Origin of the sequence: Variovorax sp. UMC13 (assembly GCF_014170375.1) — a bacterium.
Lineage (GTDB): Bacteria > Pseudomonadota > Gammaproteobacteria > Burkholderiales > Burkholderiaceae_C > Variovorax.
The window spans coordinates 201687-225560 of sequence record NZ_LZZW01000015.1 but is presented as its reverse complement, the minus strand read 5'-3'; the positions used below and the strand labels follow the sequence as shown (position 1 = coordinate 225560).

Annotated in this window: 21 protein-coding genes; 14 read left to right on the top strand and 7 right to left on the bottom strand. The window is 70.0% G+C overall.

The window, feature by feature from the left end; translation table 11 throughout:
• Nucleotides 1-8 precede the first annotated feature (8 nt).
• Together glnE and A9977_RS13135 are read left to right on the top strand one after the other, a co-directional pair.
• Nucleotides 9-2792 (top strand): bifunctional [glutamate--ammonia ligase]-adenylyl-L-tyrosine phosphorylase/[glutamate--ammonia-ligase] adenylyltransferase, encoded by a 2784-nt coding sequence (gene glnE, locus A9977_RS13140; protein ID WP_183025280.1) that lies wholly within the window; start codon nt 9-11, stop codon nt 2790-2792.
• A complete protein-coding gene (locus A9977_RS13135; protein WP_405054686.1) occupies nt 2785-3864 on the top strand; it encodes a septal ring lytic transglycosylase RlpA family protein in 1080 nt (359 codons plus the stop codon). Before glnE ends, A9977_RS13135 begins: the two co-directional genes overlap by 8 nt.
• A gap of 10 nt (nt 3865-3874) precedes the next feature.
• Here the strand turns inward: A9977_RS13135 and A9977_RS13130 are convergent, their stop codons facing one another.
• From A9977_RS13130 to A9977_RS13120, 3 genes are all read right to left on the bottom strand, one after another.
• Nucleotides 3875-4333 carry a carboxymuconolactone decarboxylase family protein gene (locus A9977_RS13130; protein WP_183025278.1) on the bottom strand — a complete coding sequence of 153 codons (459 nt, stop codon included), beginning with the start codon at nt 4331-4333 and terminating at the stop codon, nt 3875-3877.
• A gap of 69 nt (nt 4334-4402) precedes the next feature.
• Nucleotides 4403-5284: an RNA polymerase sigma-70 factor gene (locus A9977_RS13125; RefSeq protein ID WP_183025277.1), complete on the bottom strand. Its 882-nt coding sequence runs from the start codon at nt 5282-5284 to the stop codon at nt 4403-4405.
• A 55-nt stretch (nt 5285-5339) separates the two neighbouring features.
• The gene (locus tag A9977_RS13120) at nt 5340-6197 is read right to left on the bottom strand and encodes a ferritin-like domain-containing protein (protein ID WP_183025276.1); all 858 of its coding nucleotides are present in this window, start codon (nt 6195-6197) and stop codon (nt 5340-5342) included.
• A 603-nt stretch (nt 6198-6800) separates the two neighbouring features.
• Between A9977_RS13120 and yajC the strand changes: the two genes are divergently transcribed.
• The 4 genes from yajC (at nt 6801) to A9977_RS13100 (ending at nt 12559) form a co-directional block, all read left to right on the top strand.
• Complete coding sequence (gene yajC / locus A9977_RS13115; RefSeq protein ID WP_183025275.1) at nt 6801-7130, top strand: preprotein translocase subunit YajC; 330 nt, start codon at nt 6801-6803, stop codon at nt 7128-7130.
• A 94-nt stretch (nt 7131-7224) separates the two neighbouring features.
• Complete coding sequence (gene secD / locus A9977_RS13110; protein WP_183025274.1) at nt 7225-9108, top strand: protein translocase subunit SecD; 1884 nt, start codon at nt 7225-7227, stop codon at nt 9106-9108.
• A gap of 12 nt (nt 9109-9120) precedes the next feature.
• The gene (gene secF, locus A9977_RS13105; RefSeq protein ID WP_183025273.1) at nt 9121-10074 is read left to right on the top strand and encodes a protein translocase subunit SecF; all 954 of its coding nucleotides are present in this window, start codon (nt 9121-9123) and stop codon (nt 10072-10074) included.
• Between the two features lie 136 nt (nt 10075-10210).
• Nucleotides 10211-12559 carry a DUF1631 family protein gene (locus tag A9977_RS13100; RefSeq protein ID WP_183025272.1) on the top strand — a complete coding sequence of 783 codons (2349 nt, stop codon included), beginning with the start codon at nt 10211-10213 and terminating at the stop codon, nt 12557-12559.
• Nucleotides 12560-12577: 18 nt separating this feature from the next.
• Here the strand turns inward: A9977_RS13100 and A9977_RS13095 are convergent, their stop codons facing one another.
• The 3 genes from A9977_RS13095 to A9977_RS13085 are packed head-to-tail and all read right to left on the bottom strand — an operon-like array spanning nt 12578 to nt 15531.
• On the bottom strand, nt 12578-13093 hold the full coding sequence (locus A9977_RS13095) for a DUF494 family protein (RefSeq protein WP_183025271.1): 516 nt from the start codon (nt 13091-13093) through the stop codon (nt 12578-12580).
• A gap of 56 nt (nt 13094-13149) precedes the next feature.
• Nucleotides 13150-14298, bottom strand: coding sequence for a DNA-processing protein DprA (gene dprA, locus A9977_RS13090; protein ID WP_183025270.1), 1149 nt, complete (start codon nt 14296-14298; stop codon nt 13150-13152).
• A gap of 21 nt (nt 14299-14319) precedes the next feature.
• On the bottom strand, nt 14320-15531 hold the full coding sequence (locus A9977_RS13085) for a LysM peptidoglycan-binding domain-containing protein (protein WP_183025269.1): 1212 nt from the start codon (nt 15529-15531) through the stop codon (nt 14320-14322).
• A gap of 162 nt (nt 15532-15693) precedes the next feature.
• On the opposite strand from A9977_RS13085, the gene def reads away from it, so the two are divergent.
• The 6 genes from def to A9977_RS13055 all read left to right on the top strand — a co-directional run bounded on the left by def (nt 15694) and on the right by A9977_RS13055 (nt 20045).
• Nucleotides 15694-16227: a peptide deformylase gene (def, locus tag A9977_RS13080; protein ID WP_183025268.1), complete on the top strand. Its 534-nt coding sequence runs from the start codon at nt 15694-15696 to the stop codon at nt 16225-16227.
• Nucleotides 16224-16724 carry a hypothetical protein gene (locus A9977_RS13075; RefSeq protein WP_183025267.1) on the top strand — a complete coding sequence of 167 codons (501 nt, stop codon included), beginning with the start codon at nt 16224-16226 and terminating at the stop codon, nt 16722-16724. The genes def and A9977_RS13075 overlap by 4 nt, the downstream gene beginning before the upstream one ends.
• A 16-nt stretch (nt 16725-16740) precedes the next feature.
• Nucleotides 16741-17691, top strand: a complete 951-nt coding sequence (gene fmt / locus A9977_RS13070) for a methionyl-tRNA formyltransferase (protein ID WP_183025304.1) — start codon at nt 16741-16743, stop codon at nt 17689-17691.
• Nucleotides 17691-18428: an AzlC family ABC transporter permease gene (locus tag A9977_RS13065; RefSeq protein WP_183025266.1), complete on the top strand. Its 738-nt coding sequence runs from the start codon at nt 17691-17693 to the stop codon at nt 18426-18428. Before fmt ends, A9977_RS13065 begins: the two co-directional genes overlap by 1 nt.
• On the top strand, nt 18425-18763 hold the full coding sequence (locus A9977_RS13060) for an AzlD domain-containing protein (RefSeq protein ID WP_183025265.1): 339 nt from the start codon (nt 18425-18427) through the stop codon (nt 18761-18763). The genes A9977_RS13065 and A9977_RS13060 overlap by 4 nt, the downstream gene beginning before the upstream one ends.
• A gap of 88 nt (nt 18764-18851) precedes the next feature.
• On the top strand, nt 18852-20045 hold the full coding sequence (locus A9977_RS13055; protein ID WP_183025264.1) for a phosphoglycerate kinase: 1194 nt from the start codon (nt 18852-18854) through the stop codon (nt 20043-20045).
• 63 nt (nt 20046-20108) lie between these two features.
• Here the strand turns inward: A9977_RS13055 and A9977_RS13050 are convergent, their stop codons facing one another.
• Nucleotides 20109-21218, bottom strand: a complete 1110-nt coding sequence (locus A9977_RS13050) for a fatty acid desaturase (protein ID WP_259651942.1) — start codon at nt 21216-21218, stop codon at nt 20109-20111.
• Between the two features lie 184 nt (nt 21219-21402).
• Here A9977_RS13050 and pyk point away from each other — a divergent pair, with 184 nt between their 5' ends.
• Together pyk and A9977_RS13040 are read left to right on the top strand one after the other, a co-directional pair.
• Entirely contained in the window at nt 21403-22851 is a 1449-nt protein-coding gene (gene pyk, locus A9977_RS13045) for a pyruvate kinase (RefSeq protein ID WP_183025262.1), read from the top strand.
• Between the two features lie 82 nt (nt 22852-22933).
• The gene (locus A9977_RS13040) at nt 22934-23845 is read left to right on the top strand and encodes an alpha/beta hydrolase (RefSeq protein WP_183025261.1); all 912 of its coding nucleotides are present in this window, start codon (nt 22934-22936) and stop codon (nt 23843-23845) included.
• The last annotated feature ends 29 nt before the right edge of the window (nt 23846-23874 follow it).

Genomic DNA, 23874 nt, shown 5'->3' with positions numbered 1-23874 from the left:
CAGGAATTATGACCCCCAGCCTCTCGACGGGTTCCGCTCCCACCGATGCCATCGTGCATCCCTCCCCCACGACGGCCTCGGTGCCGTTGTCCGCCCATTCGCGCTTCGTCCAGCGGCTGCGCCGCCGCTATGCCGGCGAGCTGGCGCTGCTGCCCGCGGGCGAGCCCCTGCGCCCGCAGATGCAGCAGGCTTACACACAGTTGCGCGCCCGCGGCGACAGCGCCGCCGATGCGCTGCGCATCGTGCGCCAGCTGGTCATGGAACGGCTGGTCACGCTCGACTGCGACCGCCAGGCCCCGCTGGCCGTGGTCACCACCGCCGTCACCCAATTGGCCGAGTTCGCGCTCGACGTCGCCTGCGCCGAGAGCGCGGCCGAGCTCGACGCCCGCCACGGCGCCCCCCTGGGCCCCGACGGCCGGCGCGCCCAGTTCTGGGTGGTGGGCATGGGCAAGCTGGGCGCGCGCGAGCTCAACGTGTCGAGCGACATCGACCTGATCTACCTCTACGACCAGGACGGCGACACCGCGGGCGACGCCGACGGCCGCGGCCGGATCTCCAACCACGAGTACTTCGCGCTGGCCGTCAAGCGCATCTATGCGCTGGTGGGCGACACCACCGAGCACGGCTTCGTGTTCCGGGTCGACCTGGCGCTGCGGCCCAACGGCAACTCCGGCCCGCCGGTGGTCTCGCTCGATGCGCTGGAGGAGTACCTGCAGGTGCAGGGCCGCGAGTGGGAGCGCTTCGCCTGGATGAAGAGCCGGGTGGTGGCGCCCGCTTCGGTGGTGGCCGACGGCTCGGCCCAGGCGCTGCGCGGCGTGGTGCTGCCCTTCGTGTTCCGCCGCTACCTCGACTACAGCGTCTTCGATTCGCTGCGCACGCTGCACCGGCAGATCCGCGAGCAGGCGGCGCGCCGCAGCGCCGGCCGGCCCGAGCGCGCCAACGACGTCAAGCTGTCGCGCGGCGGCATCCGCGAGATCGAATTCACCGTGCAGCTGCTGCAGGTGGTGCGCGGCGGCCAGTTCCCCGAGCTGCGCACCCGGCCCACGCTCGATGCGCTGCAGCGGCTGGCGCGCGCCGGCCTGATGCCGCAGGACACGGCCGATGCGCTGGCCGTGGCCTACGAGTTCCTGCGCCGCGTCGAGCACCGCATCCAGTACCTGGACGACCAGCAGACCCATGTGCTGCCGGTCAACGACGAGGACGTGCGCTGGATCGCGCAGTCGATGGGCCTGCCCGACTGCTGCGCCTTCCTGGCCGAGCTCGACACCCACCGCGAGTTCGTGGCGCAGGAGTTCGACAAGCTGCTGGGCGGCGAGAAGCAATGCACCGGCTGCAACGGCAAGGCCAAGGCCGAGCCGCCGGCCGACCTCCACGACCTGATCGCGCAACTGCCCGCGGCCTTTGCCGCGCGCGTCGAGCGCTGGCGCGAGAGCCCGCGCATCCTGGCGCTGCGCGACGAGACGCGCGCGCGCCTGCGCCAGCTGGTGCGCCGCACCGGCCAGTGGATCGACGGCGTGGCCGAGGACGCCTCCGAGGAGGTCAAGGCGCAGCGCACCGAGGCGGCCTTGCGCTGGGCCGACTGGATCGAGCCGCTGCTGCGGCGCGAGAGCTACCTGGCGCTGCTGGTCGAGCGGCCGGCGGTGCAGGAGCGGCTGCTGCGGCTGTTCGGTTCGGCCCGCTGGCCGGCGCGCTACCTGATGCAGCACCCGGGCGTGATCGACGAACTGGCCAGCGACGAGATGCTGGGCGGGCGCTTTGTCGCCGCCGAGTTCGAGCGCGAGCTCGAGTCGCGGCTGGTGTCGCTGCGCCGCACCGGTGAAGACGATGAAGAGCGCCTGTTGAACCTGCTGCGCCACGCGCACCATGCCGAGGTGTTCCGCACGCTGGCGCGCGACGTCGAAGGCCGGATCACGGTCGAGCAGGTCGCCGACGACCTGAGCGCCATGGCCGACACCGTGCTGCGCATCACCGCGCGCTGGTGCTGGCAGCATGTGCGCAACACCCATCGCGAAGCGCCGCAGTTCGCGGTCATCGGCTACGGCAAGCTGGGCGGCAAGGAACTGGGCTACGGCAGCGACCTCGACATCGTGTTCGTCTACGAGGACGAGGACGAGCGCGCGGGCGAGGTCTACGCGGCCTACATCCGCCGGCTCATCAACTGGCTCACGACCAAGACGCGCGAGGGCGACCTGTTCGAGATCGACACCGCGCTGCGGCCCAACGGCAACTCCGGCCTGCTCATCACCACCTTCGCGGCCTACGAGAAGTACCAGCTGGGCCGCGGCAGCAACACCGCCTGGACCTGGGAACACCAGGCCATGACGCGGGCGCGCTTCGTGCTGGGCGACCCGGCGCTGGGCGAGCGCTTCGAGGGCATCCGCAACGCCGTGATCTGCGCCCCACGCGACCACGAGGCGCTGCGCGCCGAGATCTTCGCGATGCGCAACAAGGTCCGCGCCGCGCACCCGGTCAAGGCCAGGCGCTTCGACGTCAAGCACAGCCCCGGCGGCATGGTCGACGCCGAGTTCGCGGTGCAGTTCCTGGTGCTGTCGCAGGCCTGCGGGCACCGCGAGCTGGTGCCCAACCTGGGCAACATCGCGCTGCTGCAGCGCGCCGAGGCCGCCGGGCTGCTGCCCGAGGGCGTGGGCCAGCGGGCCGCGGCGGCCTACCGCGAGCTGCGCCGCGTGCAGCACCGCGCGCGGCTCAACGAAGAACCCACGCAGGTGCCGCTGCCGGCCCTGGCGGCCGAACGCGAAGCCATGCTGGCGCTGTGGCATGCGGTCTTTGGCTGAGCGCTTCGCAGTCCCGCGCGCCGCGGCCTGGTCGACCCTCGCGGCGGCGCTGGTGCTGGCGGGCTGCGCCAGCGGCCCCAAGGGCGGCGAGGGTCGCAGCGGGCGCGACGGCCCGGGCGCCAATCCGCCGGCCAACCTGGGCAGCGTGCCCGACGCCGAGCCGCGCATCGAGTCGATCCGCAGCAGCGGCGGCACCAGCAAGCCCTACACCGTGCTGGGCCGCGCCTATGTGCCGATCACCGACGACCGGCCGCTGCGCGAGAGCGGCATCGCCTCCTGGTACGGCAACAAGTTCCATGGCCAGTCCACGGCCAGCGGCGAACCCTACGACATGTACGCCATGACGGCGGCGCACAAGACGCTGCCGCTGCCCAGCTATGTGCGGGTGCGCAATCCGGCCAATGGCCGCGAGGTGGTGGTGCGGGTCAACGACCGTGGCCCCTTCCACGACGGCCGCATCATCGACCTGAGCTACACCGCCGCGCTCAAGCTCGACCTGCTGCGCGGCGTGGGGCCGGTGGAGATCGAGCGCATTACCAACGAGGAAATCCGCACCGGGGCCTGGCGTCGCGGCGGCGAGACGATGCTGGCGGCGGCTGCACCGCCTCCGCCGCCTCCGCCTCCTGCTTCCAGGACCGTGGCCCCGGCACCCGTCCCCGTGCCCGCAGCCTGGACCGCGAACGCCGCGGCGTCGCCAGCCGACAGCGTGGCGCTGCCCGCGCAGCCTTCCGCGGCACCCGCGCCCTCGGCGATGGTCGTGACCGAGCTGCCGCCCTTGACGCCCGCCGCGGCGCCAACGCCGTCGCCACTGCAGCCGTCGAATGCCGACGCACCGTCCGCGGGCTTCTGGCTGCAGCTGGGTGCCTTCCGCGAGCGCGACGGCGCGGAGGGCCTGCGCAGCCGGGCCGCGCGCGGCCTGCCCGCGCTGGCGCCGCAGCTGCGGGTGTTCAGCGAGGACGGCACGCACCGGCTCCAGGCCGGGCCCTTCGCCACCCGCGACGCGGCCGCCGCGACCGTGTCGCAGGTGCGCGAGGAACTGCGCATCGCACCGATCGTGGTCGAGCGGCGCTGAGCCGCTTTGCTCAGGCGATGGTCTTCTCGGCCACCGGCAGGCGCATGCCCACGCCCAGCCGGTTCCAGGCGTTGATCTGCGCGATCGCCACCGTCAGGTCGACGATCTCGGCGTCGCTGAACACCGCCTGCAGCTGCGCGAAGTCGGCATCGCGGTCGCCGTGGTGCTCGACCAGGCGGGTCAGGCTCTCGGCCCAGTGGAGCGCGGCGCGTTCGCGCGCGTCGTAGAAGCCGACTTCGCGCCAGGTCGCGATGCTGTTGATGTGCTGCCAGTCGACTTCGAGCTTGCGCAGGTCGCGCACGTGCATGTCGAGGCAGAAGGCGCAGCCGTTGAGCTGCGAGACGCGGGCCTGGACGATCTCGAACAGGCGCTGGCCCAGCGTGTGGCCGGCCAGCGCGCCGTTGACGCCGAGCATGGCCTGGTAGGCCTTGGGCGCGATCTTGAACCAGGAAAGGCGGGGGGTGTTCATGACAGGGTTCCTTGGATGAAAGTCACTGGATACCCCCTGAAGACGCGCCAGCCTGGGCGCCTGTGACGCTCAAGGCCCGAAATTCGCGGCGACGTGCGCCAGTTTGTCGGGATTGCGCTGCGCATGGATGCGCACGATGCGTTCGCCGTCCCACTCGATGCCCTGCACCGACTCGAGCACGCCGTCGACGTAGCGCAGCATCCCCGGCGCGCCGTTGACCTCGGCGATCTCGATGCGCACCAGGCCGGGGTAGCGGCGCGCGAGCGCGAAGTAGATCTGGGCCACGCGCTGGGCGCCGACGATGGGCTTGCCGAAGGACGGCACCTTGCCGCCGCCGTCGCCGAGGATCGCCACGTCTTCGGCCAGCAGCGCCTTGAGGCCATGCAGGTCGCCCTTCTGCGCCGCCTCGGCGAAACCGCGCAGGAGCCGCAGGTGGGTGTCGCGCGTCACGGCCTGGCGCGGCCGCTCGCCCTCGCGCACCTGGGTCCGGGCCCGGTGCACCAGCTGCCGGCAGGCGGCCTCGCTCTTGCCCAGCGTGTGGGCGATCTCGCCGTACTCGGCATCGAACACTTCACGCAACAGGAAGGCGGCCCGGGCCTCGGGCGCCAGCCGCTCGAGCAGCGTGAGGAAGGCCATCGAGAGGTCGTCGGCGCGCTCGAGCAGCTGTTCGGGCGTGCGCGGGCCGTCGTCGATCAGCGGTTCGGGCAGCCAGGTGCCCACATACTGGGTGCGCTGCAGCTTGGCCGCGCGCAGCCGGTCGATGGCCAGCCGGGTGGTCACGGTGACCAGCCAGGCCTCGGCGCTGTCGAGGGTGTGGTGCGCCGCGGCGTGCCAGCGCAGCCAGGCGTCCTGCACCACGTCCTCGGCCTCGGCCAGCGAGCCCAGCATGCGGTAGGCGATGCCCTGCAGCCGGGGGCGCAGGCGGTCGAAGGTGAGGGTGGGGTCGTCCATGCCGCTCAGACGAAGGGGCGCGGGCCGTTGTGACAGCCCGCGCGGCGCAGGGGCCTCAGGCGCCCTGGTATTCCGGCTTCGGGCCGAGCGAGGCCGACAGTTCCTTGCGGTAGCGGTTGAGCTCCTGCACCGACTTGAAGCTTCGGTTCATCAAGAGACTCAGGTTGTGCAGGATGCGCTCGCCCACCTTGTTCTCCCAGACCGCGTCGAACTTGATCTGGTTGTCCAGCCAGTGCTCGAGCCAGTCCGGGTCGGGCATGCGGCTCTGGATGGTGTCGTTGGGGAACAGTGCCTTGCTCACGTGCAGGTTGGTCGGGTGCAGCGCCTGGGCGGTGCGGCGCGCGCTGGCCATCAGCACGCCGACCTTGGTGAAGGCCGCGCGGGCCTCGTCGCCGAACTTCTCCATCGCGCGCTTCATGTAGCGCAGGTAGGCGCCGCCGTGGCGCGCCTCGTCCTGGCTCAGCGTGGTGTAGATGTGCTTAATCACCGGCTCGGTGTGCCACTCGGCCGCGCGGCGGTACCAGTGGTTGAGCCGGATCTCGCCGCAGAAATGGAGCATCAGCGTCTCCAGCGGCGGCGCCGGATCGAAGTCGAAGCGGATGTCGTGCAGCTCCTGCTCGGTCGGCGCGTGCTGGGGGCTGAAGCGCTTGAGGTATTCCATCAGCACCAGCGAATGCTTCTGTTCCTCGAAGAACCAGATCGACATGAAGGCGGAGAAATCGCTGTCGTGCCGGTTGTCGCGCAGGAACATCTCGGTGGCCGGCAGCGCCGCCCACTCGGTGATGGCGTTCATCTTGATGGTCTGCGCCTGCTCCTCGGACAGTTTGGTGCCCTCGAAGGCTTGCCACGGGATGTCGCGGTCCATGTCCCAGCGGACGGATTCGAGTTGTCTGAACAGTTCGGGGTAGAGCATGTGCGTCCTTCGTGGGCCGGCGGATTCTAGGTGGCGGAGGGAGGGCCGCGATCCGCGCGGGCGGCTTGCCGCGGCGGGTGCCGCCAGCCTAAGCGGCTTTGGCGCCCGGCACGCGCATCCACCCTCCGCGTTGCAGGGTCGGACGTGGCGCTGCCTTGCGGATGCATTTGGTGACAATCTGGGGCCCTGGCACGGGGAACCGGGCCCCCGCCGGCCCGCTCATAAATCCATCGCATCGTGATCGAACGATGACAAATGTTTTTATGTTGCGAGGCCTTCCAGGCATCTGCCTGGACTGAAATCCCGGGGCGACCCTCCTCCTCCTCCCTCCCTCCTCCTTCGCGTCGGGGCGCCTCGCAACATTTTTGTATTTCCCCCTTCTAGGCCGTACGCCGCGGGCTGTGTCCCGCGGGGCCGCCGGCCGCGCGCGCCCCCGCCAAGACCCCGATCCCGCGCCGGATAACGCGCGACCCCTCGGGCCGGCGCGCCGAATACAATGCCGGGTGCTGCGCGGCCCCTGCCGCGCCCCATGGCCGCAATCCGCGGCCACGGCAGCGCCGCCCCCGCGGCGCGCTCCCACCCGCTCTTCTGCTGGAGACTCTCTTGTTCATTTCCTCTGCTTTCGCCCAGACCGCACCCGCAGCCGCGGGCGGCGACATGTTGTCATCGCTCGGCAGCATGCTGCCGTTGGTGCTGATGTTCGTGGTGCTGTATTTCGTCATGATCCGGCCCCAGATGAAGCGTCAGAAGGAAGCCCGCGCCATGATCGAGGCGCTGGCCAAGGGCGACGAAGTCGCCACCGCGGGCGGCGTGCTCGGCCGCATCACCTCGCTCGGCGAGCAGTACCTCGGCCTCGAGATCGCCAACGGCGTCGAGATCAAGGTCCAGCGCTCGGCGGTGGTCCAGGTGCTGCCCAAGGGCGCGATCAAGTAATCGGGGCCGGGCACCGATCGCCCGCCGAGCGGTGCTCCCCTCTCTCCGGCCCGTCCGGTTCGCGCGCAACGCCCAACGCTGAATTTCTTCTCATATGAACCGTTACCCGGTCTGGAAGTACGCGATCCTGGTGGTCGTGCTGCTGGTGGGGCTGATCTACGCCCTGCCCAATTTCTTCGGCGAGGCGCCGGCCGTGCAGGTGTCTGCCGCCAAGGCCACCGTCAAGGTCGACGCGGCCACGCAGACCCGCGTGACCGAGGCCCTCCAGGCCGGCGGGCTCACACCCGACGTGCTGACGCTGGACGCCACCTCGGTGCGCGCCCGTTTCCTCAGCACCGACGACCAGCTCAAGGCACGTGACGTGCTCCAGCGCGCGCTGGTGCCCGATCCGGCCGATCCGTCCTATGTGGTCGCGCTGAACCTGGTCTCGCGCTCGCCGACCTGGCTCACCGCGCTGCACGCCTTCCCGATGTACCTGGGCCTCGACCTGCGCGGCGGCGTCGACTTCCTGCTGCAGGTCGACATGAAGGGCGCGATCGACAAGAAGGCCGAGTCCTTCGCCGGCGACCTGCGCACCGCCCTGCGCGACAAGGGCATCCGCGGCAGCGCGGTCAGCCGCAACGGCCAGTCGGTCGAAGTGCGTTTCCGCGACGCTGCCAGCCTCGAGGCGGCCAAGCGCCTGGTGCAGGACCAGTTCGCCGACCTCTCGACGGTCGACAGCCAGGACGGCGCCGAGTGGAAGCTCACCGCCTCCATCAAGCCCGAGGCCGCGCGCCGGCTGCAGGACGCGGCGCTCAAGCAGAACATCACCACGCTGCACAACCGGATCAACGAACTCGGCGTGGCCGAGCCGGTGATCCAGCAGCAGGGCCTGGACCGCATCGTGGTCCAGCTGCCGGGCGTGCAGGACACGGCCAAGGCCAAGGACATCCTGGGCCGCACCGCGACGCTCGAGATGCGCATGGTCGACGAGTCGACCGAAGGCCGCGCCGCCGAACTCGGCACCGGCCCGGTGCCCTTCGGCTCCGAGCGCTTCCTCGACCGTGAAGGCCGCCCTGTCATCGTCAAGAAGCAGGTGCTGGTCACCGGCGAGAACCTGACCGACGCCCAGCCCGGCTTCGACTCGCAGACGCAGCAGCCCAAGGTCGACCTGACGATGGACGCCAAGGGCGGCCGGATCATGCGCGACGTGAGCCGCGACAACTACCGCAAGCGCATGGCGATGCTGATCTTCGAGAAGGGCAAGGGCGAAGTGCTCACCGCCCCGTCGATCAACGGCGAGCTGGGCAACCGCTTCCAGATCTCCGGCTCGATGAACGTGGTCGAGGCCAACGACCTCGCGCTGCTGCTGCGCGCCGGCTCGCTGGCTGCGCCCATGGAGATCATCCAGGAACGCACCATCGGCCCCAGCCTGGGCGCCGACAACATCGACAAGGGCTTCAAGAGCGTGATGTACGGCTTCATCGCCATCATGGTCTTCATGTGCCTGTACTACGCGCTGTTCGGCGTGTTTTCGTCGATCGCGCTGGCGGTCAACCTGCTGCTGCTGATCTCGATCCTGTCGATGCTGCAGGCCACGCTCACGCTGCCGGGCATCGCCGCCATGGCGCTGGCCATCGGCGTGGCGATCGACTCCAACGTGCTGATCAACGAGCGCATCCGCGAGGAACTGCGCGCCGGCGCCTCGCCGCAGGCCGCGATCCACGCCGGCTACGACCGCGCCTGGGGCACCATCCTGGACTCCAACGTGACCACGCTGATCGCGGGCATCGCGCTGCTGGCCTTCGGCTCGGGCCCGGTGCGCGGCTTCGCGGTGGTGCACTGCATCGGCATCGTCACCTCGATGTTCTCGGCCGTGTTCTTCTCGCGCGGCCTGGTGAACTTCTGGTACGGCGGCAAGAAGAAGCTCAAGAGCGTCTCGATCGGCACCGTCTGGCGCCCGAAGACCGACGGCACGACCCCGGCCGAAGCCAACTAAAGGATCGATGCCATGGAGTTCTTCCGCATCCACAAGACCATCCCGTTCATGCGCCATGCCAAGGTGCTGAACCTGATTTCCATCGCGACCTTCCTGCTGGCGGTGTTCTTCCTGTTCCACCGCGGGCTGCACCTGTCGGTGGAATTCACCGGCGGCACCGTGATGGAGGTCGCCTACCAGCAGTCGGTCGACGTCGGCAAGGTCCGCGACACCATCGGCAAGCTGGGCTATGCCGACGTGCAGGTGCAGAACTACGGCACCTCGCGCGACGTGCAGATCCGCCTGCCGGTGCAGAAGGGCCAGACTTCGGCGCAGCAGAGCGCCCAGGTGATGGAGGCGCTCAAGGCGGTCGAGCCGACCGCCACCCTGCGCGGCAACGAGTTCGTCGGCCCGCAGGTCGGCGAGGAACTCACCACCAACGGCCTCAAGGCGCTGGGCATGGTGGTGATCGGCATCATGATCTACCTGGCCTTCCGCTTCGAGTGGAAGTTCGCGCTGTCGACCGTGCTGGCCAACCTGCACGACGTGGTGATCATCCTGGGCTTCTTCGCCTTCTTCCAGTGGGAATTCTCGCTGGCGGTGCTGGCGGCGGTGCTGGCGGTGCTGGGCTACTCGGTCAACGAATCGGTCGTGATCTTCGACCGGATCCGCGAGAACTTCCGGCGCTACCGCAAGCTGAGCACGGTCGAGACCATCGACAACGCGATCACCTCGACCATCAGCCGGACCATCATCACCCACGGCTCGACGCAGCTGGTGGTGCTCTCGATGTTCTTCTTCGGCGGCCCGACGCTGCACTACTTCGCGCTGGCGCTGACCATCGGCATCTGCTTCGGCATCTACTCCTCGTGTTTCGTGGCCGCGGCCATCGCCATGTGGCTGGGCATCAAGCGCGAAGACCTGGTCAAGACCCCCGTCAAGCACGAAGGCGATCCGGACGATCCGAATGCCGGCGCCACGGTGTGAGCCTTCGGGCCCGATGACATGATGCAGGACCCGGCGGCTTCGGGTTGGGGAGCATCGGATGCCCTTGTGCGTCCGCCCCGACCCGGGCAAGCTCGCAGGGTCCGATGATGTTCTTCCGCCGTCCTGAAACCCTCCCATGAGCACCGCGCGTCCCCAGGTCCTGTCCCAGCAACTCGCACGCGAGACGCGACAGCGCTTCATCGCGGCGACGCAGGCGCTGATCGAGCCCCTGGCGCAGGCGATCCGCGACCGGCTCTCGGCCTCGGCGGCCCAGATGGGCAATGCGCGCGACATGCAGGACTGGCGCGACGACTTCCTGGCCTTCCAGTCGCTGGGCGGCCGCTGGGTGGCCCAGACCCAGGAGGCCTGGCGCAAGGCGCAGGAGGTCACGGCCGTCGGCGTGGACACCCATTCGCTGTCGAACCTGGCGCTGATGGACGACGACGTGGTCGAGACCCAGATCCTCTCGTCCCGGCTGGGCCAGGCGGTGCAGGGCAAGTCCAATTTCGAGATCAACGACCTGCGCCTGCGCATCCAGCACCTGGAGGGCACCGAAGAGCTCGGCGCCAAGGACGTGCTCAAGCCCGAGGCCCTGGCCCGCACCATGGTCGAACAGTGGCTGGCCGTGGGGCTCTCGCGCGTGCTCTGGACCCGCGTGCAGGACGTGATCGAGCGCGGCGTGCTCGAGGCCACCGCCAAGGCCTATGCCGATGCGAACAGGCACCTGGTCCAGCAGGGCGTGATGCCGGAGATCGACCTTAAGAGCTTCGTGCGCCGCACCGCTTCCGGCCATTCCGGCGTGATGCCCCTGGGCGGCGGCAACGCCCCCTCCGGCGCGGGGCGGCCGATGGCGCCGGAGAGCATGGGCTTCCAGGCCGGTGCAATGGGCGCCATGCATGCCATGGGCATGGCGGGCGACACCCTGGTCGCGACCGGTGGCTCCCCGCTGTCCATGGCGCGCCAGCGCGCCCAGGGCGTGCTGCTCAACCTCAAGCGCTTCGTCACGGCGCGCATCGGCGGCGACATGGCCCCTCGCGGTGCCGGCGGCACCGGTGAAGGCGGACTCCCGCGCGGCGGCGCGGGCCCCGGCGCCGGCATGCCGGGCGGCTTTGCCGCGGCGATCTCCGATGCCGGCGCGGCCTACCAGCTGGCCTCGTCGCAGTACGTGGTCGGCGACGAGGTCGCGGCCCTGCAGCACAGCGCGGCCGAGCTGCGCCGGCGCGCCACCGATCTCAAGCGCCGGGCGCCGACCACCGCCGACAAGGCCACGGTGGAGATCGTCGCGCTGATGTTCCAGGCCATCCTGGCCGAGGAGCGCATCCCCTTCTCGGCCCGCGTCTGGTTCGCGCGCCTGCAGATGCCGGTGCTGCGCGTGGCGATCGCCGAGCCGGAGTTCTTCGGCACCCTGCAGCATCCGGCGCGCATGCTGATCGACCGCATGGGCTCGGTGGTGATGGGCTTCGACGCCGCCGCCATCTCCGGCAGCGCGCTCGAGGGCGAGATCCGCCGCGTGGTGCAGGTCATCGAGCAATACCCCGAGACCGGCCAGCGCGTGTTCAAGCTGGTGTTCGACGAATTCGTCGCCTTCCTCAACAAGTACCTGACGCAGAGCGACAGCACGCAGCGCGTGATGAGCGTGGCGCAGCAGGTCGAGCAGAAGGAGACGATGGCGATCCAGTACACCATCGAGTTGCGCAAGATGCTCAACGACATGCCGGTGCGCGAGGAGATCCGCGAGTTCCTGTTCAAGATCTGGGCCGAGGTGCTGGCCATCGCCGCGCTCAAGTACGGCGCGCAGGACGAGCAGACCGTCACGCTCAAGCGCGCGGCCTCCGAGCTGGTCTGGGCCGCCAGTGCCAAGCCCAACCGCAACGACCGCACCCGCGTGATCCAGGACCTGCCCAAGCTGCTGCAGCGGCTGCGCTCGGGCATGGCGCTGCTGGGCATCGTGGGCGAGCCGCAGGAAGCGCAGATCAAGACCATCGGCGTGACGCTGTCCGACGCCTTCCTGTCGAAGACCGAGGCCATTCCCCAGGCCAAGATCGAGGCCATGGCCTCCAGGCTGGCCAACCTCGAGGACTTCGTGAGCGACGAGGGCACGGCCGAACTGGCGCTGGATGCCGCCAGCATCGAGCTGCTGCTGGGCGTGGACGCCGCCTCGATCGAGGTCGTGCCCGACACCCGCGGCGCGAAGATCGACGAGGACATGCTGCAGTGGGCGCGCGAACTCCAGGTCGGCAACTGGTTCATGCTCGACCACAACAACCGGGCCAGCCAGGTGCAGTTCGTCTGGCGCAGCGAGCGCAAGCAGCTGCATCTGTTCGCCTCGGCCGACGGCCGCAGCTTCCTGATCCAGGCCGGGCGGCTGGCCTCCTACCTGCAGGCCGGCCTGCTGGTGCCGGCCGAGGAAGAGACGCTCACCGTGCGCGCCACGCGCGAGGCGCTGGCCAAGCTGGACGCGAACCCCGAGCGCCTGCTCAACTGAGGGCGGCGCCGCGGCGCCTCAATGCGCGATGCGGTCCCGGCGGCCGTCGCACAGCTCGTCGAGCACCAGGGCGTCGGGTTCGATGCCGGTGCTCCAGTGCACCATCAGCACGATGATCTTGAGCTCGTCGAGCGCCACCGGCTGGCCCGCGGTCGCCATGGCGCGCTCGATCACGATCTCGCGCAGGCCGCCGTTGAGCACGCCGGCCGCTTCCAGGAAGTGCACGAAGCCCAGGCATTCCGCGCCCAGGTGATCCTGTTCGGCCGCGGAGTAGATGCGCATCGAATCGGCCGCCGGCGCCAGCGCCGCCTCGCCGGGCGTGCGCGCCAGCACCGTCGCGCTCGAGGCATCGGCCTGCTGCTGCAGCGGGACGCCCTGGGTCGCGAAGCTCAGCTCGTCGAGCCATTGCAGTGCGGCGCGGATCTCCTCGTCCTCGAAGCCCTGGGCGCTGAGCTTGCGGCCCAGTTGCTCGGGTTCGGGGCACGCGTTGCCGCGCCAGTAGTTTTCGTAGACGAACACAAGCACTTCAAACATGGGCTCAATATAGCCCACGCGCCGCCTGCCGGCGGGCCCGTTTCTTCGTCCCTGGCTCAGCCCTGCGCGACGCGCTGGAACAGCCCGCCCGGCAGGCGCGCCACGCGCCCCTCGAGTTCGAGTTCCAGCAGCAGGCCCTGCAGCGCGGCGGCGCCATGGCCGGTGCGCGCGCACAGGGCGTCGAGGCCGACCGGATCGAAGCCGATCGCCTGCAGCAATGCGAGGTCGGCGTGGTCCGGGGTTTCTTCGGCATCCGCGTGGGATGTGGCCGTGGCGGCACTGTCGAAACGCAGCTCCTCGAGCACGTCCTGCACCGACTCGACCAGCTTGGCGCCCTGGCGGATCAGCGCATGGCAGCCGCGCGACTGCGGCGAATGGATCGAGCCGGGGATCGCGAACACCTCGCGGCCCTGCTCCACCGCCAGCCGGGCGGTGATCAGCGAGCCGGACTGCAGCGCGGCCTCGATCACCAGCGTGCCGCGCGCGAGCCCGGCGATGATCCGGTTGCGCCGGGGGAAGTTCGGGTGCAGCGGCGGCGTGCCGAGCGCGAACTCGCTGACGATCAGGCCATTCGACGCGATGCGGTGGGCCAGCGCGCGGTGCCGGGCCGGGTAGACGCGGTCGAGGCCGGTGCCGACCACCGCCACCGTCGCGAGCCGGGGGCCGCGCTGGGCCGCCTCCACCGCGTCCAGCGCGCCCTGGTGGGCCGCGCCGTCGACGCCCAGCGCCAGGCCCGACACCACCACGACATCGGCCTCGCCCAGCGCGCGGGCGAAGGCCCGGGCATTGAGCTCGCCCTGCGGCGTGGGGTTGCGGCTGCCGACGATGGCCACGCTGCGTGCCAGCTGCGTCAGGTCGAATTCGGCGGCGCCCAGCAGGTAGAGCATCAGCGGCGGATCGGCGGTCTCGAGCAAGGCGGCGGGATAGCCCGGATCGCCCAGCGTCACCAGTCGCCGCACTGCGCCGTCGGGCTCGACGGTCTGCAGCCAGTCCCAGGTCTTGGCGTGCTGTGCGTCGAGATCCGCGGGCGGCCGTTGCAGCGCGGCCGCCTGCGCCGGCGTGACGACGTCGCGCAGGGCCGCAGGCGGTTGCGTGAACACGGCCCCGGGCAAGCCGAAGGCGGTGAGCAGCCGGCGCGCCGTGCCGTCGCCGATGCCCGGCGTCAGCGCGAGCCGCAGCCAGTCGGCGAGTTCGTCACGTTCCACGTCGACGAACCCGCGCCGGCCTCAGGGGTTGACCAGCAGGTCGCCCACGCGCGGCGTGTCGTTGATCTCGAGCACCAGCGCGTACGAGACCCGCTCGAAGGGCCGGAACACCATCAGCAGGCCGATGCGTTCGTTGGGCAGCTTGAGGGTTTCCTTGCTGCCGCCGGTGCGGTCGACGATGGTCTCGCCGTTCTTGAGGATGGCCAGCACATGGCCGTTCTCGATGCCGTCGCGCAGGCCCTTGTTGATCGCGACCACCTGGTTCTGGGCCGCGAACTGCACCGCGTTGCCGTAGACCGAGACGATGCGGCCGTTGAAGGGCTGTGCGGGTGCGCGCGGCACGTAGCTCAGCAGCTGGCGCGCCGGCTCGGGCAGCAGCCGGTCGCCGGCGCGGATCTCCTCGCGGGCCGCCACGATGTCGACGGTGGCCGGCACCACGGTCGAGACCGCCTTGCCGTCCTCCAGCACCTGGGCCACGGACTCGCCGCGCTGCAGCAGGGCCTTGCCCAGGTACTGCGCCTCGTAGCCCAGGATCTCGCCGGTGCCCGGGTCCTTGAGCGGCGTGGCGTTGCGGAACACGCGGAAGGTCTTCTGCGGTCCGCCCGCGTCGATCAGCGGCGCATTCGGCTCGCCACGCGCATAGGCCCGGTCGCCGCGCGCCAGCAGCACGCGGCTGTCGTTGCCCGCGACGATGCGCGGCGCGGCCAGCAGCGTGCCTTCGTCGACCACGATCGGTTCGCTGAGGAAGGGTTCGATCAGGCTGGGGTTGAGGGTGGGCAGGGCCAGGCCGGACAGCGATTCGGAGCGGGTGCGCGGCGAGAGCTTGATCGTGCCGCCATCGCCGCTGCCGCCGGCGCCGCGCCGGGTGCTCAGCCGCGCGCGGCCGCCGCTCTTGTCGAGGTACAGCACCTGGCCCGGGTAGATCCGGTGCGGGTTGGCGATGTCGTCGAGGTTCATGCCCCAGAGCTCGGGCCAGCGCCAGGGGCTGCGCAGGTAGAGCCGCGAGATGGCCCAGAGCGTGTCGCCGGACTTGACGGTGTATTCGTCGGGCGCGCCGGGCGCCAGTTCGCCGAGCGGCACGCCGGTCTGCGCGGCCTGCTGGGCCGTGGCGCGCTGCTGGGAGGTGACGGGATAGTTCTGCGCTGCGGCACCCATGCCCAAGCCAAGTGCGGCCACGGTCGCCAGCGCGGTGAGGACGGTCGAACGCTGGCGAGGGAGGCAGGTTTTTTTCATGATTGAATCGATGTCCACGCAGAGGCCGCACCGGGCGTACGAATCCTCACAATTTGCTACGAATTTTGCGCTGAAGCCCTTGATAGGGCAACGCTTATCGCGCCAGGGGCCGCCGGGCGCCTTTGGAATTGGCGAAAATAGCCACAATTTCCCCCCGACTTCATGGCCAAAAGAACCATCCTGAGTTTCCCCGATCCGCGCCTGCACACGGTCGCCAAACCGGTGCAGGGCATCGACGCGCAGACCCGCACGCTGGTCGCCGACATGCTCGAGACCATGTACGACGCGAAGGGCATCGGTCTGGCCGCGACCCAGGTCGACGTGCACCAGCGTGTGGTGGTGATCGACGTGTCCGAGGAGCGCGATGCGCCCCTGGTGCTGATCAACCCCGAGATCGTCTGGGCCAGCGACGAGAAGGTGCTCAACGAAGAGGGCTGCCTCTCGGTGCCCGGCATTTACGACGGCGTGATGCGCTCGACCTCGGTGCGCGTGAACGCCCTCGATGCCGACGGCAAGCCGCACACGATCGAGGCCGACGGCCTGCTGGCCGTGTGCATCCAGCACGAGCTCGATCACCTGCTGGGCAAGGTCTTCGTCGAGTACCTGTCGCCGCTCAAGCGCAACCGGATCAAGAGCAAGCTGCTCAAGCAGCAGCGCGAAGAAGAGCGCGACGCCGCGCAGGACGCCCGGCGGTGACCGCCGGCTGGCGCCCGTCCCTGGCCTGTGCCGCGCTGGCGGCCCTGGTCCTGGCCGGCTGCGCCAGCGAGCCCACGCGCCTGGCACTGGGCGTCACGCGCGCCGAGGCGCTGCAGCGGCTGGGCATGCCGACCGCGGTCTATCCGCTGCCCGGCGGCGGCGAGCGTTTGCAGTACTCGCGCGGCCCGATGGGCTACGAAGTGAACAACGTCGACGTCGACGCGCAGGGCCGGGTGGTGTCGACCCGCCAGGAACTGCAGGAGTCGCTGTTCGACCGCACCATCCAGCCGGGCCGCTGGCGCGAGGCCGATGTGCTGCGCACCTACGGCCGGCCCTACGAGACCGCGCGCGTGGGCTCCTTCGACGGCGTGGTCTGGACCTGGCGCTTCAAGTCGATGAATGCGCCGCGCCTGCTGCACATCTACATCGACCCGACCGGCGAGGTGGCGCGCTACCACACCGCCGATGACGTGATGCGCGACGACGTGCGCTGGTGAGAGGTTTTCCTTGAGTCTGAAGATCGGCTTTGCCGGCACCCCCGAGTTCGCCCGTGTCGCCCTGGAAACCCTGCAGGGTGCCGGTTTCGACATCCGCCTGGTGTTGAGCCAGCCCGACCGCCCGGCCGGCCGCGGCATGAAGCTGCAGGCCTCGCCGGTCAAGCAGTTCGCGCTGCAGCACGGCTGGCCCGTGGCGCAGCCGCGCAGCCTGCGGCTCGACGGCAAGGTCCCCGACGAGGCCGCCGCGGCGCGCGACACGATCCTGGCCGCCGGACTCGACGTGCTGGTGGTCGCGGCCTACGGCCTGATCCTGCCGCAGTGGGTGCTCGACGCGCCCCGGCTGGGCTGCCTCAACATCCATGCGAGCCTGCTGCCGCGCTGGCGCGGCGCCGCGCCGATCCACCGCGCCATCGAGGCCGGCGACACCGAGACCGGCGTCACCATCATGCAGATGGACGCGGGCCTGGACACCGGCGCGATGCTGCTGCGCGAGTCGCTGCCCATCGGCGACGACAGCACCGCGCGCCTGCACGACAGGCTGGCGGCCATGGGCGGCCGGCTGATCGTCGAGGCGCTGCACCAGGCCGAGGCCGGCACGCTGCAGCCGGTGCCGCAGCCCGCCGAAGGCGTGAACTACGCCCACAAGATCGAGAAGCACGAAGCCGCCATCGACTGGCGGCAGGATGCTGCGACGCTGGTGCGCCGCGTGCGCGCCTTCGACCCCTTCCCCGGCGCCAGCAGCGTGCTTGACGGCGTGGCCGTCAAGTGCTGGTCGGCCGAGGTGCACAGCGGCGGCGCGGCCGAGGCCCCCGGCACGGTGCTGGCCGTGTCGCCCGCGGGCATCGACGTGGCCGTGCACGGCGGATCGGTCCGCCTGACCGAGCTGCAGCGCCCCGGCGGCAAGCGCCTGGCCGCGGCCGACTTCCTGCACGGCTTCGACGTCAAGCCCGGCCAGGTGTTCGGCTGATGTTCCTGAGCGCAGCGGTTCGCCGGCGACCCACTTTCCGCGAAGGCGTCGTCACCATGGCGCCGATGGCGCTGGGCATCGGCGCCTGGGGCCTGATGACCGGCGTGGCGATGGTCAAGTCGGGCATGAGCGTGTTCGAGGCGGTGGCGATGACGCTGCTGGTCTATGCCGGCAGTTCGCAGCTGGCGGCGATCCCGCTGCTGGTGGCCGGCGCGCCGGCCTGGGTGGTGCTGGCCACGGGCTTCTGCGTGAACCTGCGCTTCGTGGTGTTCAGCCTGCACCTGCGGCCCTACCTGATGCACATGCCGCGCTGGCGCCGCATGCTGCACGGCTACCTCACGGCCGACCTGAGCTACGCGGTCTTCACCACCCGCTACCCGGTGCCGCCGACCGACGAGGCTGAGCAGCAGGCGCAGGAGGCCTACCTGACCGGCGGCTACTTCATCACCTGGTGCGCCTGGATGGGCATGAGCGCGGTCGGCATCGCGCTGGCCAACTTCATCCCGCAGGCCTGGGGCCTGGGCTTCGCGGGCGTGCTGAGCCTGGTCGGCATCCTGTGTTCGATGGCCACCACGCGGCTGCGCGTGCTGTCGGGGCTGATCGCGGGCGCCACCGCCGTGGCGGCCTATGCGCTGCCGCTCAAGCTCAACATCGTGACCGGCATCGGGGTCGCGGTGCTGCTGTGCTTCTGGCTCGAGAAGCAGTTCGTTCGCAACCCCACGGAGGCCGATCGATGAACGGCGACACCGATCCCTGGACCCTGGTGGTGATTCTGGGCCTGGCCGGCGTGACGGTGCTCACGCGCTGCTTCTTCTTCATCCTCGACCGCCCCTGGGGCCTGCCCGAATGGGCGCACCGGGCGCTGCACTATGCGCCGATCGCCGCGCTGTCGGCGGTGGTCATCCCCGAGATCGTGATGAGCCAGGGCCACCTGGTGAGCACCTGGCAGGAAGCGCGCCTCTACGCGGCGCTGGCCGGCGCCGGCTACTACTTCTGGCGCGGCGGCGTGCTGGGCACGATGGTGGTCGGCATGGCCGTCTACCTGCCGCTGCACCTGGGCCTGGGCTGGTAGGCGCGCGCGGGGTGCCAGCCCGCGCCAGGCCCAAAACTACAATGGCCCCAGCCCCCGTCTTCCCTCTTTCCTCACTTCCTCTCCCGCCATGAACGTCATCCGCTTCACCGATCTCTGTGCGCAAGGCAAGGCCGCCGGCCAGCGCGTCTTCATCCGTGCCGACCTCAACGTGCCGCAGGACGACGCCGGCCGCATCACCGAAGACACGCGGGTGCGCGCCTCGGTGCCCTGCATCCAGCTGGCGCTCGACGCCGGCGCCGCGGTGATGGTGACCTCGCACCTGGGCCGCCCGACCGAGGGCGCGTTCAAGCCCGAGGACTCGCTCGCCCCCGTGGCCGAGCGCCTGGCCGAACTGCTGGGCCGCGAAGTGCGCCTGGTGGCCGACTGGGTCGACGGCGTCGAGGTGCAGCCCGGCCAGGTCGTGCTGCTCGAGAACTGCCGCGTCAACAAGGGCGAGAAGAAGAACGACGAGGCGCTCGCGAAGAAGATGGCCGCCCTGTGCGACATCTACGTGAACGACGCCTTCGGCACCGCCCACCGCGCCGAAGCCACCACCTACGGCATCGCCCAGTTCGCCAAGATCGCCTCGGCCGGCCCGCTGCTGGCGGCCGAGATCGACGCCATCACCAAGGCGCTGGCCCAGCCCGCGCGCCCGCTGGTGGCCATCGTGGCCGGCTCCAAGGTCAGCACCAAGCTCACCATCCTCAAGAGCCTGGCCGAGAAGGTCGACCAGCTGATCGTCGGCGGCGGCATCGCCAACACCTTCATGCTGGCCGCGGGCCTGTCGATCGGCAAGTCGCTGGCCGAGCCCGACCTGCTGGACCAGGCCACGGCCGTGATCGAGGCCATGCGCGCGCGCGGCGCCGCGGTGCCGATCCCGGTCGACGTGGTGACGGCCAAGACCTTCGCGGCCGATGCGCCGGCCACCGTCAAGGCCGCCGATGCGGTGGCCGAGGACGACCTGATCCTGGACATCGGCCCCAAGACCGCCGAACTGCTGGCCGCGCAGCTGCGCGAGGCCGGCACCATCGTCTGGAACGGCCCGGTGGGCGTGTTCGAGTTCGAGGCCTTCTCGCACGGCACCGAGGCCATCGCCCGTGCCATCGCCGAGAGCAAGGCCTTCTCGATCGCCGGCGGCGGCGACACGCTGGCCGCGATCGCCAAGTACGGCATCGAGAAGGACGTGGGCTACATCTCCACCGGCGGCGGCGCCTTCCTCGAGATCCTCGAGGGCAAAACCCTGCCGGCCTTCGAGATTCTCACCAAGCGCGCGGCCGGCTGATCGACCCCGGCGCCAACGAAAAAGCCCGCGGATGCGGGCTTTTTCAATGGCGATGCGAGCGGATCACGCCGCGGTCGGCACCGGCGCACGCATCGCGCTGGTGGCGCGGCCCTGGAAGTCGGTCCAGCACTGGCGCGAGAAGTCGTAGAGCTTGCAGGCGCGCGCGGTCGAGAAGTACCACTTCCAGGAGAAGGGCTGGACGATGATGCGCTCGGGCAGCAGGTGCTCGAGCATCTTCTGCGCTTCCTTGAGCTTGTACAGCGGGATGCTCATGTCCACGTGGTGCGCGGTGTGCTCCATGATGTGGTGCATCAGCGCGCCGACCTGCATCGGGAAGGTCAGGTGCACGGTGGTCGAGACGAAGGGCTGGGCGCGCTGCCATGCGGCCTTCTCGTCGTGCCACTGCACCTTGACGTGCGTGTGGTGGCCGTAGATCACGAAGCCCATCATGTTGAACCAGAAGGCCATCGGCACCACGAAGCCGATCAGCAGCGCCAGCGGCACCGACTGGCCGGTGGCCAGCGCGGCGGCCGCGAGGGCCGCGATCCAGAGCGCGGCGAAGCCGGTGACCAGCGCGCAGTCCTTGCCGAAGATCGGGCGGTAGCTGTTGCCCATCACCGAGCGGCGGGGGAACATCATCTTCTTCCACCAGATTTCGATCATGTAGTAGAGGCCCGGGCCCCAGCCGCTGCGGTAGATGCGCTCGAGCCCGCGGCGCACCGGCGACAGCGCGCGGTACTCGTCCTGCGTGAGCGGCGCCCAGACGAAGTCCACGCCCTTGAGGTTGGTGAAACCGTGGTGCACCACGTTGTGGCCCATGTCCCAGAGGCTGTAGGCGGTGAGCGAGGGCAGGAAGGCGATCCGGCCCAGCCACTTGTTCAGGCGCCGGTGCGGCGTCAGGCTCTGGTGGCAGCCGTCGTGGCCGATGATGAACAGCCGGCCGATCACGAAGCCCGCCAGCAGCGCCGCCAGCAGCTTGAGCCAGACCGACTTCAGCAGCACCGTGCCGGTCAGCAGCGCGCCGAACAGCAGGTAGTCGATGGCCAGCATCACCAGCGCGCGCACGGTGGTGCGCTGCGAGATCGGGATCAGCCAGGAGCGGATGATCTTGCGGTGCGGCAGCGGCGCTTCCGGCGGCAAGGGCGTGACAACGGGATCAGATGGGCTCTGCATAAGACGGGCAAAAGGAGGAAGGACGACGGCGCAAGGCTGCACCGTAGCGTATTCATCGGAAGGGGATATGACGGAGATCAAGGACCTCCAGGGTTGTCTGGGCAACCGTGTCATATCGCGCGAGGTCATCCCCGCATGTGAGAATTGTGCCAAAAGCCCGAATACCCCCAGGAGACGCAACCCCGTGGACACCACCCGCCTTCCCCGCCATGCCACCAAGATCGTCGCGACCCTCGGTCCGGCCTCGAACACGCTCGAGCTGATCGAGCAGCTGATCCATTACAAGGTCAGCGTGGTGCGCCTGAACTTCAGCCATGGCATCGCCCAGGACCACATCGACCGTGCCGCCATGGTGCGCGAGGCCGCGCGCCGCGCCGGCCGCGAGGTCGCGATCATGGCCGACCTGCAGGGTCCGAAGATCCGCGTGGGCAAGTTCGCCCAGGGCAAGATCTGGCTCGAGCCCGACGCCAAGTTCGTGCTCGATGCCTCGCGCACCGAGCTGGGCGACGTCGACGCCGTGGGCCTCGACTACAAGGACCTGCCGCGCGACGTGAAGGCCGGCGACCGCCTGCTGCTCAACGACGGGCTGATCGTGCTCAAGGTCGACCTGGTCCGCGGCCAGGCGGTGCACACCACCGTGGTGCTGGGCGGCGAGCTGTCGAACAACAAGGGCATCAACAAGCAGGGCGGCGGCCTCACGGCCCCGGCGCTGACCGCCAAGGACATGGAGGACATCAAGACCGCGATGAGCTTCCAGGCCGACTACGTGGCCGTGAGCTTCCCCAAGAACGCGACCGACATGGAAATGGCGCGCCAGCTGTGCAACGTGGCGGCGGCCGAGTTCGGCCACCGGCCGGGCATGATCGCCAAGATCGAGCGCGTCGAGGCGATCCCCAACCTGGAAGAGATCCTGCGCGCCAGCGACGGCATCATGGTAGCCCGCGGCGACCTGGCGGTGGAAGTGGGCAACGCGGCGGTGCCGGCGCTGCAGAAGAAGATGATCCGCATGGCGCGCGAGATGGACCGCGTGGTCATCACCGCGACCCAGATGATGGAATCGATGATCACCAACCCGGTGCCCACGCGCGCCGAGGTGAGCGACGTCGCCAACGCGGTGCTCGACGGCACCGACGCCGTGATGCTGAGCGCCGAGACCGCCTCGGGCCGCTACCCGCTGGCCACCGTGCAGGAGATGAGCCGCATCTGCGAAGCCGCCGAGCAGGCCGAGGACACGGCGCGCGACACCGACTTCAGCGGTCACACCTACGCCCGCATCGACCAGGCCATCGCCATGGGCGCGCTGTTCACCGCCCACCACCTGGGCGCCAAGGCCATCGTGGCGCTGACCGAGTCGGGCTCGACGCCGCTGTGGATGAGCCGCCATTCGGCCCACATCCCGGTCTATGCGCTGACCTCGCGGCTGTCGACCCAGCGCAAGATGGCGCTGTTCCGCAACGTGCGCCCGCTCTTGATGGACTCGCAGACCGACCGCGACACCGCGCTCGAGCAGGCCGAGGCCCACCTGAAGAAGCGCGGCATCGTGCAGAGCGGCGACGTCTACGCCATCACCTGCGGCGAGCCCATGGGCGCGCCGGGCGGCACCAACATGCTGAAGATCTGCCGGGCGAGCTGAGCGGCGCCCCGGCCGCGTAGGCCGGGGCCGTGTCCTGCCGGCCGGGGCAAAACCAAATGCGTCTGGGCTGCGTACAGCCGGGATGCCCTTCTCCCACTTCCTCCGCCGCCGCCGCAGCGCGCTGCTGGCCGCCGGCGCGTTGGCCCTGTCCGCCTGTTCTCCGATCAAGCTGCTCGACCGGCTCACGCCGAGCGACACCTACCAGGCCGAGACCGGCATCGCCTACGGCAGCGCGCCGCGCCAGCAGCTCGACGTCTACCGGCCGCTGCCGGCCACCTCGCCGCCCGAAGGCCGGCGCCCGCTGATCGTCTTCTTCTACGGCGGCACCTGGACCACCGGCGAGCGCGCCAGCTTCCGCTTCGTCGGCGAGGCGCTGGCGGCGCGCGGCGCCGTGGTGGTGATCCCCGACTACCGGCTGGCGCCGGGCGTGACCTACCCGGTGTTCGTGCAGGACAGCGCGCTGGCCCTGAAATGGGGCCTGGACCACGCGGCCCGGCTGGGCGCCGACCCGCAGCAGGTCTATGTGATGGGCCACAGCTCGGGCGGCTACAACGCCGCCATGCTGGCGCTCGACGCGCGCTGGCTGGGCGCGGTGGGCGCGAGCCCGAAGCAGCTGGCCGGCTGGATCGGCTTGGCCGGACCCTACGATTTCCTGCCCATGGGCGACCCCGATGCGCAGCGCGCCTTCGACTGGCCGAACACGCCGCGCAGCTCGCAGCCCATCGCCCATGTCTCGGCCGCCTCGCCGCGCGCGCTGCTCATGGCAGCCAGCAAGGACACCCTGGTCGACCCGGTGCGCAACACCGGCCAGATGGCGCAGAAGCTGCGCGCCGACGGCGTCGCGGTGCAGACCGAATCCTTCGACAACCTGAGCCATGTGACGCTGATCGGGGCCCTTGCCACCCCGATCCGCTGGATCGGCGGGCCGGTGCTGCCGCCGATCCTCGACTTCGTAGGGTTGCCGTCGGACCTGTCCGACAAGGTCGCTCGGTAGAATCGAGACAGTTTTTCTACAGTCTTCCC

Bases quoted from the DNA above. Each gene is read 5' to 3' on its own strand.
- A9977_RS13060 (WP_183025265.1), top strand. From the start codon at position 18,425: ATGAACGGCGACACCGATCCCTGGACCCTGGTGGTGATTCTGGGCCTG.
- A9977_RS13040 (WP_183025261.1), top strand. From the start codon at position 22,934: ATGCCCTTCTCCCACTTCCTCCGCCGCCGCCGCAGCGCGCTGCTGGCC.
- A9977_RS13050 (WP_259651942.1), bottom strand. From the start codon at position 21,218: ATGCAGAGCCCATCTGATCCCGTTGTCACGCCCTTGCCGCCGGAAGCG.
- A9977_RS13100 (WP_183025272.1), top strand. From the start codon at position 10,211: ATGAGCACCGCGCGTCCCCAGGTCCTGTCCCAGCAACTCGCACGCGAG.
- A9977_RS13120 (WP_183025276.1), bottom strand. From the start codon at position 6,197: ATGCTCTACCCCGAACTGTTCAGACAACTCGAATCCGTCCGCTGGGAC.
- secD (WP_183025274.1), top strand. From the start codon at position 7,225: ATGAACCGTTACCCGGTCTGGAAGTACGCGATCCTGGTGGTCGTGCTG.
- glnE (WP_183025280.1), top strand. From the start codon at position 9: ATGACCCCCAGCCTCTCGACGGGTTCCGCTCCCACCGATGCCATCGTG.
- A9977_RS13055 (WP_183025264.1), top strand. From the start codon at position 18,852: ATGAACGTCATCCGCTTCACCGATCTCTGTGCGCAAGGCAAGGCCGCC.
- A9977_RS13065 (WP_183025266.1), top strand. From the start codon at position 17,691: ATGTTCCTGAGCGCAGCGGTTCGCCGGCGACCCACTTTCCGCGAAGGC.
- A9977_RS13095 (WP_183025271.1), bottom strand. From the start codon at position 13,093: ATGTTTGAAGTGCTTGTGTTCGTCTACGAAAACTACTGGCGCGGCAAC.
- A9977_RS13125 (WP_183025277.1), bottom strand. From the start codon at position 5,284: ATGGACGACCCCACCCTCACCTTCGACCGCCTGCGCCCCCGGCTGCAG.
- def (WP_183025268.1), top strand. From the start codon at position 15,694: ATGGCCAAAAGAACCATCCTGAGTTTCCCCGATCCGCGCCTGCACACG.
- A9977_RS13085 (WP_183025269.1), bottom strand. From the start codon at position 15,531: ATGAAAAAAACCTGCCTCCCTCGCCAGCGTTCGACCGTCCTCACCGCG.
- secF (WP_183025273.1), top strand. From the start codon at position 9,121: ATGGAGTTCTTCCGCATCCACAAGACCATCCCGTTCATGCGCCATGCC.
- A9977_RS13130 (WP_183025278.1), bottom strand. From the start codon at position 4,333: ATGAACACCCCCCGCCTTTCCTGGTTCAAGATCGCGCCCAAGGCCTAC.